Genomic DNA, 15336 nt, shown 5'->3' on the forward strand with positions numbered 1-15336 from the left:
CAAAGAGCCGCAGAATCGGGCAACGATGTTTCAAGGAAACCTCGAAGCGCTTCAAAAAACGATTCAAAAGCTCTTGACGAAAGCGAAATTGATGTTTAAAATCTCGCTTCTGTTCTGCAAGGGGGTATAGCTCAGCTGGGAGAGCGCTTGCATGGCATGCAAGAGGTCAGCGGTTCGATCCCGCTTACCTCCACCAACAGAACATGCAGTAAGCAGTAGAGTGCGGTAAAGGCATTATCTGAAAAGATCATGTCCCCTTCGTCTAGAGGCCTAGGACATCACCCTTTCACGGTGAGTACAGGGGTTCGAATCCCCTAGGGGACGCCAGACATGGGCGTCGTCAATGAGATTGGCGTAGCATCAGGTGGAAATCAACCGACATCCATCTGACTGTGTCGAACTGGAGCGGTAGTTCAGTCGGTTAGAATACCGGCCTGTCACGCCGGGGGTCGCGGGTTCGAGTCCCGTCCGCTCCGCCAGATCGAGCCCGTTCAGAAACTGTGAGCGGGCTTTTTAGTTAAAGTGACGATTACAGGCGAAAGCCCGTGTTGTCCCCTTCGTCTAGAGGCCTAGGACATCACCCTTTCACGGTGAGTACAGGGGTTCGAATCCCCTAGGGGACGCCAAATCAAAATGCGGCGCCAAAGAAGTAGCACTGCGAGCGAGCAGTGTGGCGACGCCGCCAGCGGGAATCGACCGACGCCCGCCGGTGTGAGCAGTAAGCTGGAGCGGTAGTTCAGTCGGTTAGAATACCGGCCTGTCACGCCGGGGGTCGCGGGTTCGAGTCCCGTCCGCTCCGCCAGTTTCAAAGCTGTTCCGTCGTTGCTTCGGCAATGGCGAACCGCTGCAGTTCAAAGGTGTAAGCCTGCGCTTATACCCGTGTTGTCCCCTTCGTCTAGAGGCCTAGGACATCACCCTTTCACGGTGAGTACAGGGGTTCGAATCCCCTAGGGGACGCCAAATCAAAATGCGGCGCCAAAGAGTCATGCGGCGACGCCGCCAGCGGGAATCGACCGACGCCCGCCGGTGAGCAGCAAGCTGGAGCGGTAGTTCAGTCGGTTAGAATACCGGCCTGTCACGCCGGGGGTCGCGGGTTCGAGTCCCGTCCGCTCCGCCAGAACGAAGCCCGTTGGATACGTCCAACGGGCTTTTTCTTTTTCCACAGACGTTTCTCACGCTTCCATCCCCATCCTTCATTTCGTTTGCCGTACGGACAATCTGCGATTGCCGGCGGCCGCGCGTTATCGTAGCGTTGTCGAAACCTGGTTTCCTCGCTTGCCGACATGTTCGCACCGAACGACATCCCGTCGCCGTTTCAGCTGCGCCGCGCCACCATGGACGATTTCGAGTTCGCGGAGACGCTCACGCGCAATAACATGGGTGGCTACTATCTGCGGCATCACCTCGTCTGGCGCGGCGATCTCTTTCTGGCGAGCTATCGCGAGTCGGAGAACTTCATTCTCGAACTCGATGGCGAGGCGATTGGCGTGCTGCGCGTGACGCAGGAGGGCGACTCGCTGCACATTCGCGATGTGCAGATCGCCCAGGGGTATCGCGGCAATGGCGCCGGCACGTTCCTGCTCGATATCTCGCACCAGTGGGCCCGCGAGCGCGGCCTGCGCGAGCTGCAACTGCGCGTGTTCGTCGACAATCCGGCCGCGCGACTTTACTTGCGCATGGGTTATCGCGTGGCGGGTCCGAGGCTTGCGCGCCTGGGCTCGATTCGCCATATGACGCGGCTCGTCTGAGCCTGGCCGCTTTCCCACTTAACGCGTGTCGTCGTCGCGCCCGGCGGCCACGGAATCTTCCGGTTCGTCCGCATCGCGGTCACCCGTGCCGCGCGCGATGAAGGCGCGCGGGCTCTCGCCGAAGGCACGGCGAAACATCGCCGAAAACGCACTCTGGCTCCGGTAGCCGAGTTCCTGCGCCACGACGGCCATCGGGCGTCCCTGATTGAGCAGCGGGATCGCGCGCGCGAGAATCGCCTGCTGGCGCCACTGCGAAAAGCTCACCCCCAGTTCCTGCCGGAAGAGCCGCGCGATCGTGCGCGTGCTCGCGCCCACGTGTGCGGCCCAGTATTCGAGCGAGCCGGGTCCCGCCGGATCGGCGATCAGCGCTTCGCATAACGCGCGCAGGCGCTTTTCCTCGGGCATCGGCACGGCGAGCGGCAGCGGCGCCGAGCGCGTGATCTCGTCGAGCGCCAGCGCGCCGAGCAGGCGCTCACGCGCGGTGGGAATGCCGCGCTCGTCGAGTGCTGCGATCGTCTCGCGCAGCAGGCCTGAGACTTCGACCACGCGACACGCGTCGAGGCCGGGCGGAATCACCGATTCGTCTACGTAGAGCGTGCGCAGGAACGCGTCCTCGACGATCGCCACTTCGTGTGTGATGTGAGGCGGCACCCAGATCGCGCGCGAGGGCGGCACCATCCACGTCGTGCCGGGCGTCGCCATACGCAGCACGCCGCGCGAGGAGTAGGCAAGCTGCGCCCACGCATGCGTGTGCTGCGCGATGCACACACCCGACGGCATGGGACGCGAGCGTACGCGGATCGGATGCGTGGGCGTCGGCGCGAACTCGGGCGGGATATCGACGAGTTCGGCGCGCGGCAGCGCATCGTTGCGTGCATCGCTGGATGCGAAGCGGGGCAGATCCTCGGGCATGACGGGCAGGGCGACGGGTTTGGCAACTGTGCGCCCATTGTAGACGTCTCGCGCTCGAGGGCCTTGACCGCACGCCATCTATGGCCGGGCATAATGTGGGCGAATCGACAGCGTGCTCGTGTGGCGCGAGCCGCCCTGAAGGAGAGAAAAGCCATGAAATACGTGTTCGTCTACGGCACGCTGCGCGCGGGCGAGATCAACGACATCAACCTCGCGGCCGATCGCAACGCGATCGCGCGCCCGCGTCACCTCGGTCTCGCCACGCTCGCCGGCCGGCTCTTCGACTTCGGCAGTTATCCCGGGATGGTGGCCGGATCGGCGAATGCGCAATCGACGGTCGTCGGCGACGTCTACGAGATCGACGACGCGCTCCTCGCCGTGCTCGACGAAATCGAGCAGGTGTATCCGGGCGTCGACAACCTGTTCGTTTCGCAGGAAGTGGATATCGAGGTGCAGGGCGAACGCATCGCTTGCCTCTACTATCCGGTCGCGTCGGCCGCCATTGCCGGACGCCCCGAGATCGCAGGCGGCGACTGGGTCGCGCATCGGCGCGGGCGCTGACAACTCAAGACGCGGCGCGTGAAAACACCAAGGCCCGGCGGGCTCACACCCGCCGGGCCTTATTCGTCGGCGATTCGTTAGACGTACCGAACGATTAGATCTCTTCGTACAGCGGCAGCGTCAGGAACTCGACGAAGTTTTCCGACGTCGACATCTGTTCGAAGATCTGCGCTGCGCGCTCGTACGGCTTCGTGTCGCCGCCGACCGACGCCTTCACCTTGTCCAGCTCCTGCGGGATCAGTTCGCGCACGAGTTCGGCCGTGACCTTGCGGCCGTCTTCGAGCTTGCCCTTGGGCGAGCGGATCCACTGCCACACCTGCGAGCGCGAGATTTCGGCGGTCGCGGCGTCTTCCATCAGGTTGTGGATCGGCACGCAGCCATTGCCCGCGAGCCACGAGCCGAGGTAGTGGATGCCCACGTTGATGTTGTTGCGCAGGCCCGTCTCGGTGATCGGCGCTTCCGGACGGAAGTCGAGCAGATCCTTGCCCGTGACGTTCACGTCCGCGCGCTGCTTGCCGATCTGGTTCGGCTTGTCGCCGAGCACCTTCACGAACTCTTCCATCGCGATGGGCACGAGGCCCGGGTGCGCAACCCAGCCGCCGTCGTAGCCATCGGTCGCGTCACGCGCCTTGTCCGAACGCACGCCGCCCATGGCCTTGTCGTTGGCGGCTGCGTCGTTCTTGATCGGGATGAGTGCGCTCATGCCGCCGATCGCCGGTGCGTTGCGCTTATGGCAGGTCTTGAGCAGTTCGAGCGCGTAGGCGCGCATGAACGGCACGGTCATCGTGATCTGCGCGCGGTCGGCAAGACAGAAGTCCTTGTCGTTCTTGAACTTCTTGATCGCCGAGAAGATGTAGTCCCAGCGGCCGGCGTTCAGGCCCGAGCTGTGCTCGCGCAGTTCATAGAGGATTTCGTCCATCTCGAACGCGGCGAGGATCGTCTCGACCAGCACCGTCGCGCGGATCGTGCCGCGCGGGATGCCCACACCTTCCTGCGCCGCGACGAAGACGTCGTTCCACAGGCGCGCTTCGAGGTGGCTTTCCATCTTCGGCAGATAGAAGTACGGGCCGCTGCCGCGCGAAATCAGTTCCTTCGCGTTGTGGAAGAGATAGAGCGCGAAGTCGAAGATGCCGCCCGACACACGCTGACCGTCCACCGTCACGTGCTTCTCGTCGAGGTGCCAGCCGCGCGGACGCACGATCAGCGTGGCGGTCTTGTCGTTGAGCTGGTAGGTCTTGCCGTTCTGTTCGAGCGAAATCGTGCGGCGCACTGCGTCCTTCAGGTTGAGCTGGCCGACGATCTGGTTTTCCCAGTTCGGCGCGTTCGAGTCCTCGAAGTCAGTCATGTACGAGTCCGCGCCCGAGTTCAGCGCGTTGATGATCATCTTGCGTTCGACCGGGCCCGTGATTTCCACGCGGCGGCATTCGAGATCCTTCGGCAGCGCCGCGATCTTCCAGTCGCCTTCGCGGATCGATTTCGTGTCGGCAAGAAAGTCGGGGCGCTCGCCGGCGTCGAGGCGCTTGGTGCGCTCGACGCGTGCCTTCAGCAGTTCCTGGCGGCGCGGCTCGAATGCGCGGTGCAGCTTCGCGACGAGTTCGAGCGCTTCGGGCGTGAGGATCGTTTCGAAGCCGGGCCGGATGTCAGCCGTGATCTGCATGCCTTGCGGCAGTTGCAACGTGTTCGCCATTTGCTTGCTCCTTGGTCGGTCAGATTGTGAATGTGTGGTTGTTGTGGCTGCGGCGAGCGGCGTGTCTGTCACGCGCCCGGGCTGGGGCGAGGGCGGCTTTGCCGCTCGGGCGCAGCGGTTTCGAGAAAGGCGGCGAGTTCTGTCATGCCGCTGCCGGTGCCATGCGGCGCCACGCCGAGCTCTTCGGCGGGCAAGCGCTGGCGATTGATCCAGAACGTGGTGTAGCCGAACCAGCCGGCGCCCGCGGCGTCCCAGCCGTTCGACGACACGAACACGAGGTCGCGTGGCGCGGCGTCGAAGGCGGCCGAGCCGAGCGAATACGCGGCGGCGGCCGGCTTGTAGGCGCGCACGGCATCGACCGACAGCACGTGGTCGAAGAGGCCGCTCATGCCGGCGCTCTTCACCGCGATGTCGAGCATCTGCGGGTTGCCATTCGAGAGGATCGCCAGGCCCATGCGCGTGCCGTCTTCGCGTGGCTCACGCAGGCGGCGCAGCACGGGCAGCACGTCGGGGAAAGCCGACAGGCAGGCGTATTCGTCCATGAGGCGCTTTTCGCCCGCGCCCGTGAGCGACAGGTTCAGGCGGCGCGCGGCGTAGCGCAGGGCGTCGAGCGTGATGTCCCAGAACGGGCGATAGCGCGCGCCGGCCGGGTCGGAGAGCGTGCGCAACTGCGTGTACTCGATCTGCTTCAGGCGCCACAGCTGCGAGAGCGCCTCGCCTTGGCCGGGGAACATCTGCTCGGCGGCAGCGACGACCGAATGCACGTCGAAAAGCGTGCCGTACGCGTCGAAAACAACTGCCTTGGGAAATCGTGTCGTTGAGGGTGTCGTTGTGGCCGACATAGCCTTGCACTCCATCTTCAGAGGTCGAGGTCTATTGTATTCATGAGTCGTATCACTGAAAAAGGCGGGATTGATCACTTGATCTTTTACTTTTACCCACCTAATCTGTCGACCTGCGTTCTCTTTTCCACTGTTTCTGTCGCCCAGTGCGCGCAGCATCCACCGATGGACCGCTTCAAACAGATCGAGACTTTCGTCACCGTGGCCGCCAAGGGTAGCCTGTCCGCCGCCGCCCAGGCCGAGGGCGTGGCGCCCGCCATCATCGGCCGGCGCATCGATGCGCTGGAAGAGCGCCTCGGCGTGAAACTGCTCGTGCGCACCACGCGGCGCATTACGCTCACGTTCGAAGGATCGGCGTTTCTCGAGGACTGCCAGCGCATCATTCACGACATGCAGAACGCCGAGGCGAGTGTGTCCGAGGGCGGCGTGAAGGCGAGCGGGCACCTGCGCGTGTCCGCGCCGGCTGGTTTTGGGCGTCGCCATGTCGCGCCGCTCGTGCCCGATTTCACGGTTGCGCATCCGGACGTGAGCATCGCGCTCGATCTTTCGGACCGGCTCGTCGATCTCGTCAACGAAGGCTTCGACTGCGCCGTGCGCCTGGGCGAATTGCCCGATTCGTCTCTCGTGTCGCTCAAGCTCGGCGAGAACCGCCGCGTGTGCGTGGCGGCGCCCGCGTATCTGTCGCGCCGCGGCGAGCCCGAAACGCCCGCCGACCTCGCGCGCCATAACTGTCTCGCTTTCGGCGCGAGCCTGAACCAGCAGCGCGGCTGGGCGTTCCAGCAGGACGGCAAAGTGGTGTCGATCCGCGTGGCGGGCACGATGGAATGCTCGGACGGTGCCGTGCTGCATGAGTGGTGTCTCGCGGGCCACGGTCTGGCGTGGCGCTCGTGGTGGGAAGTCGGCGAGGACATCGCGGCGGGCCGGCTCGTGAGCGTGCTCGACGCATTCGCCGCGCCGCCCATCGGCATTCACGCCGTGTTTCCGCAGCGCCGCCATCTGCCGCTGCGCGTGCGCCTCTTTCTCGACTATCTCAAGCATACCTACGGTCAACCCGGTTACTGGGGATAGGGCGCAGTGCGCGTTTCCGATATCCGGGATGACCCGCACGCATGGCTCGCAGCGATTTATCGCGCACTACAATCGACCCTGAGGGCCCTGGCGCTCGCCCGCGCGAGACGCCTGCTGAGTCTTTGCCCCCCGTTTCGAACCTTGACTTTGATTCTAGTCTTGCCCGTAATCCGATAGACCACGGAGGGCGCCATGTTCAAGCACATCCTCGTTCCGACGGACGGCTCGGAACTGTCGAAGAAAGCGATCAACGGCGCGATCGATCTCGCGCGCACAGTGGGCGCGCGCGTCACGGCCTACGCATGCCTGCCGCAATATCCGTACTCGCCTTACGCCGACGTGGTGATCGAACCGCCCGGGGACTTCCAGACGCGCAGTGAGCGAGAGGCGCGCGTGCATCTGGACGAAATCGAGGCGGCGGCGCGTAGCGCGGGCGTGGTCTGCGACAGCCGCACGAGCGTGCATCCCTCGCCGTATCTCGGCATCATCGAAGCCGCCGAAGCGGGCGGCTGCGATGTCATCTTCATGGCCTCGCACGGGCGTCGCGGGCTGGGCAGCCTGCTGATCGGCAGCGAGACGCAGCGCGTGCTTACGCATACGAAGATTCCGGTGATCGTTTATCGCTAGCTGGCGCTTTTCCAGGTTTCGCGATGAAGCACGAGGCCATGCTCGCCCGCTGCGTTGGCTGAGCGAGCCACGGGCCGGATTCTGTCCAGCACGCGCGGCCGGTGTCCTCTACCGCTTCCTCCCTGAACGCCCTGCGGCATGCGCTCGTGCCGCGTCGCCAGGCGGCCGGCGCGCCCCGCCAAGGTACGCGTGCCGGCCGCCTGTTCGAGCGCGGCGGCTGGCGCCGCCGTTGCTGCCGGTGGTCTTACGCCACCTTCTTGTCGAAGAACTGTTCGTCTTCCGTCGAGCCGTGCAGCGCCGTGGTCGACGCTTCGCGCTCGACCGTCTGCGTCACGGCGTCGAAGTAGCCGGTGCCCACTTCGCGCTGATGCTTCACGGCGGTGAAGCCCTTCTCGGCGGCGGCGAACTCCGCCTGCTGGAGTTCCACGAACGCGCTCATGTTCTGGCGTGCGTAGCCGTGCGCGAGGTTGAACATCGAGTAGTTGAGCGAGTGGAAGCCCGCGAGCGTGATGAACTGGAATTTGTAGCCCATGGCGCCCAGCTCGCGCTGGAAGCGGGCGATCGTCGCGTCGTCGAGGTTCTTCTTCCAGTTGAACGACGGCGAGCAGTTGTACGAGAGCAGCTTGCCCGGGAACTGCTTGTGGATCGCTTCCGCGAACTTCTTCGCGAACTCCAGATCCGGCTTGCCCGTTTCGCACCAGATCATGTCGGCGTACGGCGCGTAGGCGAGACCGCGCGAGATGGCCTGCTCGAGGCCGTTCTTCGTGCGGAAGAAGCCTTCGACGGTGCGCTCGCCGGTGAGGAACGGGCGGTCGTTATCGTCGATGTCCGAGGTCACGAGGTCGGCGGCTTCCGCGTCGGTGCGGGCGAGCAGCACGGTCGGCACGCCGCAGACGTCGGCGGCCAGACGCGCGGCCGTGAGCTTCGCGACGTTCTCGCGCGTCGGCACGAGCACCTTGCCGCCCATGTGGCCGCACTTCTTCACCGAGGCGAGCTGGTCTTCGAAGTGCACGCCCGCGGCGCCCGCTTCGATCATCGCCTTCATCAGTTCGAACGCGTTGAGCACGCCGCCGAAGCCGGCTTCTGCGTCGGCCACGATCGGCTGGAAGTAATCCACGTAGCCTTCGTCGCCGGGGTTCTTGCCTTCGGACCACTGGATCTGGTCGGCGCGCGTGAGCGTGTTGTTGATGCGCTCGACCACCTGCGGCACCGAGTTGGCCGGGTAGAGCGACTGGTCCGGGTACATTTCGCCGGCGAGGTTGGCGTCGCCCGCGACCTGCCAGCCCGAGAGATAGATCGCCTTGAGACCGGCCTTCACTTGCTGCATGGCCTGGTTGCCCGTGAGCGCGCCCAGTGCGTTGATGAACGGCTCGGTGTTCACGCCTTTCCAGAGCTTTTCGGCGCCGTGCTTCGCGAGCGTGTGCTCCGGCTGGAGCGAGCCGCGCAGGCGCACCACGTCTTCCGCCGTGTAGTTGCGCTTGATGCCCTTCCAGCGCGGATCGGTTTCCCATTGCTGTTGGAGTTGCTGAGCTTGCTGTTGACGAGTCGACATGGTGGGCTCCTTCGTTTGCCTGATAAGGGGATCGCTGAAACGAAACTGCTGAACCGCTGAATCGCGGAACGCAAGCGCCGGTGTTCTGGTGTTTCGTCTCGCGAACTCTTATATAAGAGTCTAGGCAAATCGTTCGACGGGCAACAGGCGGGCAAATGGGCTTTTTGAAGGTTTTTTATTTAAACAAAATCAATGTGTTATGCAATTTGTTTTGTGATGTGAAACGCAATTTTCCATCTTGCAATGGGTCTCTTTGTGCCACGCAGCACGATTTTTTACGAAGCAAAAAAATTTTTCACATCGTGAAATCTACGCGGAGATAAAAAAAGACCGGTGCCTAAGCACCGGTCCTGGGTATTTCGCTGTGGCGGCGGGGCGGCTCGAAGGCCGCGCCACGCCGTTTTAGGCGATTTAGCTGTCGCGACGCGCGCCACGCGGGCCGTCGTTACGGCGCGCGCCGTAACCGCCACCGCCTTCGCGCGAGCGGCCGTAGCCTTCGCGTTGCTGGCCGTAGCCGCCTCGGTTGCCTTCGCCGCGCGAGCCGCCGCCGAAGCCGCCTTCACGCGAACCCGAGTTGTAGCCGCCTTCGCGGGCACCGTAGCCGCCGCGCGAGCCTTCCGGCTTGTTGCCCCAGCTGTTGCCGTTGCGCTCGCCGCCGTTGCCGCCATTGCCGCCATTGCCGGCACGGGCGCCGTAGCCACCCGGCTTGCCGTTACCGTTGCCGAAGCGACGGCCACCGCCATTGCCGCCACCCGGGCGACCGCGGCCGCCAAAGCCACGGTTGGCCGGCGGCGCCTTGCGCGGCTCGAAGCCTTCCACGACGTTCACCGGCAGCGGCGAACGCACGAAGCGCTCGATACGCTTGAGGGCGCCTTGCTCGGCGTGATGCACGAGGCTCACTGCCGTGCCCGAACGGCCTGCACGACCGGTACGGCCGATACGGTGCACGTAGTCTTCGGCGAACTTCGGCAGGTCGTAGTTGAACACGTGCGTGATGCCGGGGATGTCGATACCGCGCGCCGCGACGTCGGTCGCGACGAGCACGCGCACACGACGCTCGCGCAGCGCACGGATCGTGCGGTTACGCGCGCCTTGCGGCAGGTCGCCGTGCAGCGCGGCGCTTTCGAAGCCAGCGTCGGCGAGCTTGCCGGCGAGCTGGTCAGCGTCCATCTTGGTCGCCGTGAACACGACAGCCTGGTCGAGGCTCTCGTCGCGCAGCAGATGGTCGAGCAGACGATCCTTGTGATCGCGGTCGTCCACGTAGTGCACGGTTTGCGCAATGTTCGAGGCTGCCTCGACCTTGCGCACGATCTCGATGCGCTCCGGGTCCTTCAGCAGGCGGCCGGTGATCGAAGCGATCTTGCCGTCGAGCGTGGCCGAGAACAGCATCGTCTGACGCGTTTCGGGCGTAGCGGCGACGATCGTGTCGATGTCGTCGATGAAGCCCATGTCGAGCATGCGGTCGGCTTCGTCGAGCACGAGCATCTTGAGTTCGGACAAGTCGATGCGGCCGCGCTCGAGGTGATCGAGCAGACGGCCCGGGGTCGCCACGAGAATCTCGGGGTTCTTTGCGAGCAGCATCAGCTGCTGGCCGTAAGCCACGCCGCCGAGAATGCTGACCGTGCGCAGGCGGCGCAGGTGCTTGCCGTACGTCGAAGCAGCCGTGGTCACCTGCATCGCGAGTTCACGCGTGGGCGTGAGGACGAGGAGACCGGGGCGTGCCACCGGTTGCGGACGGCGCTGGCGGCGATCGCTTTGCGGGCCGTTCGCGCCTTGCGGGCGCGGCTCGCGCGGCTGGGCGGCCAGGGCCTTCTGGATCTGCGCGAAGCGCTCGATGGCGGGCAGCATGAAGGCTGCGGTCTTGCCCGAACCGGTCGGGCTCGAGACCAGCAGGTCGCGTCCGGCGATGGCGACAGGAATGGCGCGTTCCTGCACCGGCGTCGGAGCCTTGTAGCCCGCTGCGATCAGCGCGGAGACGATCTCCGGCGACAGACCGAGTGCCGCGAACGCCGCACCGTCGGTCACATCGGCGGCCTGCGCGGGGGCTTCAACGGAAGCGTCGGCGGCGGCGGAAAGACCGAGGGCCTGATCGGCGATTGCGTCCAGGGGGCTTTGGGTATTGCTCGAAGTCATGAAAATCCTTGTTACACAGGAAATAGAACGTCGGCGCCAATCGGCATACCCAAGTCGTCGGATTTTGCGAACAAATCGAAAAACGGGGGCAATCCGCACACAATGGCGGATTTTTCGTTAGAAGCTGTTTTGGGTGCGGCTCAGGCCGGGATTGGCCAGCCGCCAGCCTGATATTGACGGCCCCAAAAAAAGGGCCATGGCAGGGGGGGACAGGTTCTAAACTGGATTGGAGCTTAACGCTACGAGGCGTTGTGCTGATCGAACGAGCGACCGGAGCACAACGCAGCGCGCAGTATATCTCGTTTTGTTGCGACGCGCCAGAGCGACGCACCGCGAGGGCACGGGTGCGGCGGTGTGACGCAGCGGGCGGGGCGCCTCAACTCGTCACGCGCGCCTTGTCAGTTGCGCGCGTTCAGCTCGTGGCGCCGCTCTTGAGCGATTCAACCAATTCTACGTATTGCTGCCTGGCCGTTTCCTGCGCGGTGCCTTGCAGCGCGGCCCACGCTTCGTACTTGTACTTGCCGACGATATCCGTGAAGCCGGGCTTGTCGCCGTGCACGTCGCCTTCGGTGGCCTGCTTGAAGAGTGCATAGAGGCGCAGCAGCGTCAGATTGCCGGGGCGCTCCGGCAGTTGCTGCACGTCTTGCTGGGCTTGGGCGAACTGAGTGTTCACGTCGCTCATGATTGTTTCCTCCGCATAGGGGTTCAGGTCAGCGCGCCGATGGTAGCAGCGCAAACCCCGGAAAAGCTGGAGCGATTCCTCCACTCGTGCCGGGCACGGGTGGGCCAGAGGAGGCCATGACGCCTGATGCTTGTGCATCCGCCGGTTGGCGAGAGCCCTGGGCCCGCGCGGAGGGCGGGGCATTACAATAGCGCTCATGACCGAAACCGTGCTGCTTGCCCTCGATACTTCGACCGAATATTGCTCGGTCGCGCTGCTTCGCGTCGCCCCTGGCGGCGCAGATCTTTCTCCCTCTACCGGCGGCGAGGCTGCTACCGCGTCGCGCTCGGAAGTCAGCGTCTGGGTGCGCCACGAAGCCACCGGTGCCGTCTCCAGCACGCGGCTCCTGCCGGCCATTGGCGAATTGTTCGACGATGCCGGCCTCACGCTCGCCGACTGCGACGCGATCGCGTTCGGCGCGGGCCCGGGCTCCTTCACGGGGCTGCGCACGGCGACGGGCGTGGCACAAGGGCTTGCGTTCGGCCTCGATATCCCGGTGGTGCCCGTGGGCACGCTGCTCGTGTGTGCGGAGAGCGCGAGGCTGCGCGATCCCGCCGCGACCCGCGTGCTGGCCGCGCTCGACGCGCGCATGGACGAAGCCTACTGGGCCGACTACGCGTGGGATGCCGCAGCCGGCGACTGGCGCACGCTGCAGGCCGCATCGCTCGACTCGCCGGAGCATATCGCCGCGCCCGAGGCGCCGTTCACGCTGGCGGGCAACGCCGCCGCAGCGTTCGGCGCGCGCCTGACGGCCGCCGCCGCAGCGCGCACGATCGACGCCGAGGCGCTCCCGCACGCGCTGCCGCTGGCGCACGCGGCGTTGCGCGCGTATCGCGCGGGCCGCACGCAACCCGCCGACCAGGCTGCGCCCGAATACGTGCGCAACAAGGTCGCGCAGACCACGGCCGAGCGCCTGGCCGCGAAGGCTGCCGCTCACGGTGGCGCAGGCGGAGAGGGCGCGCAATGAGCGGCGTGCTCATGACCGACCGCTACCTGTCGCCGATGACCGAAAGCGACCTGGACGAAGTCGCGATCGTCGAGCGTTCCGCCTATGAGTTTCCGTGGTCGCGCGGCAACTTCGAGGATTCGCTGCGCAATGGCTACTACGGGCTGTGCATGCGCCACGTCACCGGCACGCTGATCGGTTATTGCGTGCTGATGCCCGTGGTCGACGAGATGCATCTGCTGAATCTGTGTGTCGCGCCTCAGGCGCAGGGCGCGGGCGCGGGGCTCGCCATGCTGCGCGAGGCGGTGCGCATTGCGCGCACGCAGGGGCTCGAAGGCCTGCTGCTCGAAGTCCGGCCTTCGAATCACCGGGCAATCCGGCTGTACGAACAGTTCGGCTTCGTCACGATCGGCCGCCGCAAGAACTACTATCCGGCCCGGCATCACAGCCGCGAGGACGCACTCGTGATGCGTTTTTCTTTTGCAGGGGAGGGCGCGGATGTCGCTCGATGAGATCGCGCTGGAGGAGCTTGGGCTCGCGCCGCGCTGGGTGCGCAAAGGGGCGCGGGGTGCCGCGCCGCTCGAAGCAGTGCGCGAAGATGAGGCCGCTGCGCCGTCGTCCGCGGTGACACGCGCGCAAGCCGAGGCGCCGGCGGCGCCGGTGGTGCCGGTCGTGCATCGTCCGGTCGCTGCGGCGGAGCCGTCCGAAATACACCCGGCCGCCGCGGAGCGCTCGCAAGCACCGCAGCCCGTTGCGCGCGCTGCTTCGCCATCGACGCCCGCACCGCGTTCATCGGACGAACCGCCGCCCCTCACCGACGAAGATTTCGCCTGGTTCGACACAGTGGCCCAGCCGGTTCTGCCTCACGACGCCGAGCCGGCGCAGGCTGACGGCGCACCGCGCAACGATGTCGCGACGCTCGACTGGGACGCGCTCGCCGAATGCGTGGCCTCGTGCACGCGCTGCCGCCTGTGCGAGAAGCGCACCAACACCGTGTTCGGCGTAGGCGATCGCGAGGCCGACTGGATGCTGATCGGCGAGGCGCCCGGCGAGAACGAAGACCGCCAGGGCGAGCCCTTCGTCGGCCAGGCCGGCAAGCTGCTCGACAACATGCTGCGCGCGCTCTCGCTCGCCCGTGGCGAGAACGTCTATATCGCGAACGTCATCAAGTGCCGCCCGCCTGGCAACCGCAATCCGGAACCCGACGAGGTCGCGCGCTGCGAGCCGTATCTGCAGCGGCAGGTGGCGATCGTGAAGCCGAAGATCATCGTCGCGCTCGGGCGTTTCGCGGCGCAAAGCCTGCTCAAGACCGATGGCAGCATCGCGTCGCTGCGCGGACGCGTCCACGAATACGAGGGCGTGCCCGTCATCGTCACCTATCACCCCGCTTATTTGCTGCGCAGCCTGCACGACAAGGCGAAGGCCTGGACCGACCTCTGTCTCGCCCGCGACACCTGGCGTGCGGCGTCCGGCGGCGAGCAATGAACGCTGCGCGGCCCGCGAACGTATCCGGCGCCCAATGTGCCGGGGGCGACGGCGGGCCGCAAGACGATGCTGGGTCTCAGCGTGTGCCTGGTAGCGGCGCGAACCGCGACATACTCGATCGCCTCGCCGATCCGGCCGTGCGCGATCTCGCGTGGCTGCTTTTCAGCGCGGATCTGTTGCGTGCGCAACCACCGCTAGCTCCATTGGCGCAATGGTGCGCCGATGCCGATGAAGCGCGCGCCACACGCGACTGGCTCGCGCAACTCGATCGCGATCCGGCGCGGCTGCATGAAGCGCTCATGGCCGCGCCGACGCACCGCCTCGGCCGCTATGCCGAAAATCTGCTGGGATGGTTTCTCGCGCATGGACCGGCGGCGCAGCTCGTCGCGCAGAACGTGCCGCTGCGCCGTGCGGGGCTCACGCTCGGCGAGTGCGATTTTCTCGTGCGCACGCGGGCCGGCGAACGTCTGCATTGGGAGCTGGCGGTGAAGTGCTACCTGCACGCAGGACCGGGCGATGACGCACGTGCGTCGCTCGCCGAATTCGTCGGGCCGAATCTGCGCGATCGCTTTGATCTGAAACTGACGCATCTGCGCGACCGTCAACTGCGTTTGAGCGCACACGAAGAATTCGCTTCGCTGGGCTACGAAGGCCATTGGCTCGCGCAGATGTTCGTGAAAGGCTGGCTCTTCTACCGGGCGGGAGAGGGGGCGCCGTCACGGGTGGAGGACGCCCCCGAGCTGACCGCAGATCATGGGCGTGGCTGGTGGGTGACGTGCTCGGACTGGCCGGCGTTCGCCGGGCAACAGGCCGCCGATGGCTGGAGCGTCCTGCCGAGGCTCGCATGGCTCGCGCCGCGCAGGCTGGCGGACGCGCCCTGCGTCGACCCCAACGCGTTACTCGATGCGTTAGCCCGGCCAGACGAGCCCGCGCTGATTGCGGCATTCACGCCCGACAGCGCAGGCGGCTACCGCGAACAGTCGCGCGGCTTCATCGTTCCCGACGACTGGCCTGCGCGCGCCGCGGCATTTGCACGTCAATAAGCGCGCGCAAG

General features: G+C 65.5%; 14 protein-coding genes and 7 tRNA genes. 15 read left to right on the top strand and 6 right to left on the bottom strand.

Annotated elements, in window-relative coordinates; all coding sequences use genetic code 11:
* Window positions 1-120: 120 nt before the first annotated feature.
* From BFD71_RS17560 to BFD71_RS17595, 8 genes are all read left to right on the top strand, one after another.
* Window positions 121-196, top strand: a tRNA-Ala gene (locus BFD71_RS17560).
* Window positions 197-251: 55 nt separating this feature from the next.
* Window positions 252-327, top strand: a tRNA-Glu gene (locus tag BFD71_RS17565).
* Window positions 328-402: 75 nt separating this feature from the next.
* Window positions 403-479 (top strand) — tRNA-Asp (locus BFD71_RS17570).
* Between the two features lie 71 nt (window positions 480-550).
* Window positions 551-626, top strand: a tRNA-Glu gene (locus BFD71_RS17575).
* 99 nt (window positions 627-725) lie between these two features.
* Window positions 726-802: transfer RNA gene (locus BFD71_RS17580), tRNA-Asp, on the top strand.
* A gap of 82 nt (window positions 803-884) precedes the next feature.
* Window positions 885-960: transfer RNA gene (locus BFD71_RS17585), tRNA-Glu, on the top strand.
* Window positions 961-1040: 80 nt separating this feature from the next.
* Window positions 1041-1117, top strand: a tRNA-Asp gene (locus tag BFD71_RS17590).
* Between the two features lie 166 nt (window positions 1118-1283).
* Entirely contained in the window at window positions 1284-1748 is a 465-nt protein-coding gene (locus tag BFD71_RS17595) for a GNAT family N-acetyltransferase (protein WP_028204095.1), read from the top strand.
* Between the two features lie 18 nt (window positions 1749-1766).
* Here BFD71_RS17595 and BFD71_RS17600 read toward each other — a convergent pair whose 3' ends face one another.
* The gene (locus BFD71_RS17600) at window positions 1767-2660 is read right to left on the bottom strand and encodes an AraC family transcriptional regulator (protein ID WP_069265588.1); all 894 of its coding nucleotides are present in this window, start codon (window positions 2658-2660) and stop codon (window positions 1767-1769) included.
* Between the two features lie 153 nt (window positions 2661-2813).
* On the opposite strand from BFD71_RS17600, the gene BFD71_RS17605 reads away from it, so the two are divergent.
* The gene (locus tag BFD71_RS17605; RefSeq protein ID WP_069265589.1) at window positions 2814-3221 is read left to right on the top strand and encodes a gamma-glutamylcyclotransferase family protein; all 408 of its coding nucleotides are present in this window, start codon (window positions 2814-2816) and stop codon (window positions 3219-3221) included.
* Between the two features lie 94 nt (window positions 3222-3315).
* On the opposite strand, the gene aceB is transcribed toward BFD71_RS17605, so the two are convergent.
* Together aceB and BFD71_RS17615 are read right to left on the bottom strand one after the other, a co-directional pair.
* The gene (gene aceB / locus BFD71_RS17610) at window positions 3316-4908 is read right to left on the bottom strand and encodes a malate synthase A (protein ID WP_069265590.1); all 1593 of its coding nucleotides are present in this window, start codon (window positions 4906-4908) and stop codon (window positions 3316-3318) included.
* Window positions 4909-4976: 68 nt separating this feature from the next.
* Entirely contained in the window at window positions 4977-5750 is a 774-nt protein-coding gene (locus tag BFD71_RS17615) for a haloacid dehalogenase type II (protein WP_069265591.1), read from the bottom strand.
* 165 nt (window positions 5751-5915) lie between these two features.
* On the opposite strand from BFD71_RS17615, the gene BFD71_RS17620 reads away from it, so the two are divergent.
* Both BFD71_RS17620 and BFD71_RS17625 read left to right on the top strand, forming a co-directional pair.
* On the top strand, window positions 5916-6818 hold the full coding sequence (locus BFD71_RS17620) for a LysR family transcriptional regulator (RefSeq protein WP_069265592.1): 903 nt from the start codon (window positions 5916-5918) through the stop codon (window positions 6816-6818).
* A 192-nt stretch (window positions 6819-7010) separates the two neighbouring features.
* Window positions 7011-7445 (top strand): universal stress protein, encoded by a 435-nt coding sequence (locus BFD71_RS17625; RefSeq protein WP_069265593.1) that lies wholly within the window; start codon window positions 7011-7013, stop codon window positions 7443-7445.
* A 244-nt stretch (window positions 7446-7689) separates the two neighbouring features.
* On the opposite strand, the gene aceA is transcribed toward BFD71_RS17625, so the two are convergent.
* The 3 genes from aceA to BFD71_RS17640 form a co-directional block, all read right to left on the bottom strand.
* Complete coding sequence (aceA, locus tag BFD71_RS17630; protein ID WP_069265594.1) at window positions 7690-8997, bottom strand: isocitrate lyase; 1308 nt, start codon at window positions 8995-8997, stop codon at window positions 7690-7692.
* 411 nt (window positions 8998-9408) lie between these two features.
* Window positions 9409-11130 (bottom strand): DEAD/DEAH box helicase, encoded by a 1722-nt coding sequence (locus tag BFD71_RS17635; protein ID WP_069265595.1) that lies wholly within the window; start codon window positions 11128-11130, stop codon window positions 9409-9411.
* A 412-nt stretch (window positions 11131-11542) separates the two neighbouring features.
* Entirely contained in the window at window positions 11543-11812 is a 270-nt protein-coding gene (locus BFD71_RS17640; protein WP_028204087.1) for an acyl-CoA-binding protein, read from the bottom strand.
* A gap of 196 nt (window positions 11813-12008) precedes the next feature.
* On the opposite strand from BFD71_RS17640, the gene tsaB reads away from it, so the two are divergent.
* The 4 genes from tsaB to BFD71_RS17660 are packed head-to-tail and all read left to right on the top strand — an operon-like array spanning window position 12009 to window position 15325.
* Entirely contained in the window at window positions 12009-12818 is an 810-nt protein-coding gene (gene tsaB / locus BFD71_RS17645) for a tRNA (adenosine(37)-N6)-threonylcarbamoyltransferase complex dimerization subunit type 1 TsaB (RefSeq protein WP_069265596.1), read from the top strand.
* The gene (gene rimI, locus BFD71_RS17650) at window positions 12815-13309 is read left to right on the top strand and encodes a ribosomal protein S18-alanine N-acetyltransferase (RefSeq protein ID WP_069265597.1); all 495 of its coding nucleotides are present in this window, start codon (window positions 12815-12817) and stop codon (window positions 13307-13309) included. The genes tsaB and rimI overlap by 4 nt, the downstream gene beginning before the upstream one ends.
* Window positions 13296-14282 carry a uracil-DNA glycosylase gene (locus BFD71_RS17655; RefSeq protein WP_069265598.1) on the top strand — a complete coding sequence of 329 codons (987 nt, stop codon included), beginning with the start codon at window positions 13296-13298 and terminating at the stop codon, window positions 14280-14282. The genes rimI and BFD71_RS17655 overlap by 14 nt, the downstream gene beginning before the upstream one ends.
* Window positions 14279-15325 (top strand): DUF1853 family protein, encoded by a 1047-nt coding sequence (locus BFD71_RS17660; protein ID WP_083245314.1) that lies wholly within the window; start codon window positions 14279-14281, stop codon window positions 15323-15325. Before BFD71_RS17655 ends, BFD71_RS17660 begins: the two co-directional genes overlap by 4 nt.
* The last annotated feature ends 11 nt before the right edge of the window (window positions 15326-15336 follow it).

This window comes from Paraburkholderia nodosa, assembly GCF_001718195.1.
Classification (GTDB): Bacteria; Pseudomonadota; Gammaproteobacteria; order Burkholderiales; family Burkholderiaceae; genus Paraburkholderia; species Paraburkholderia nodosa_A.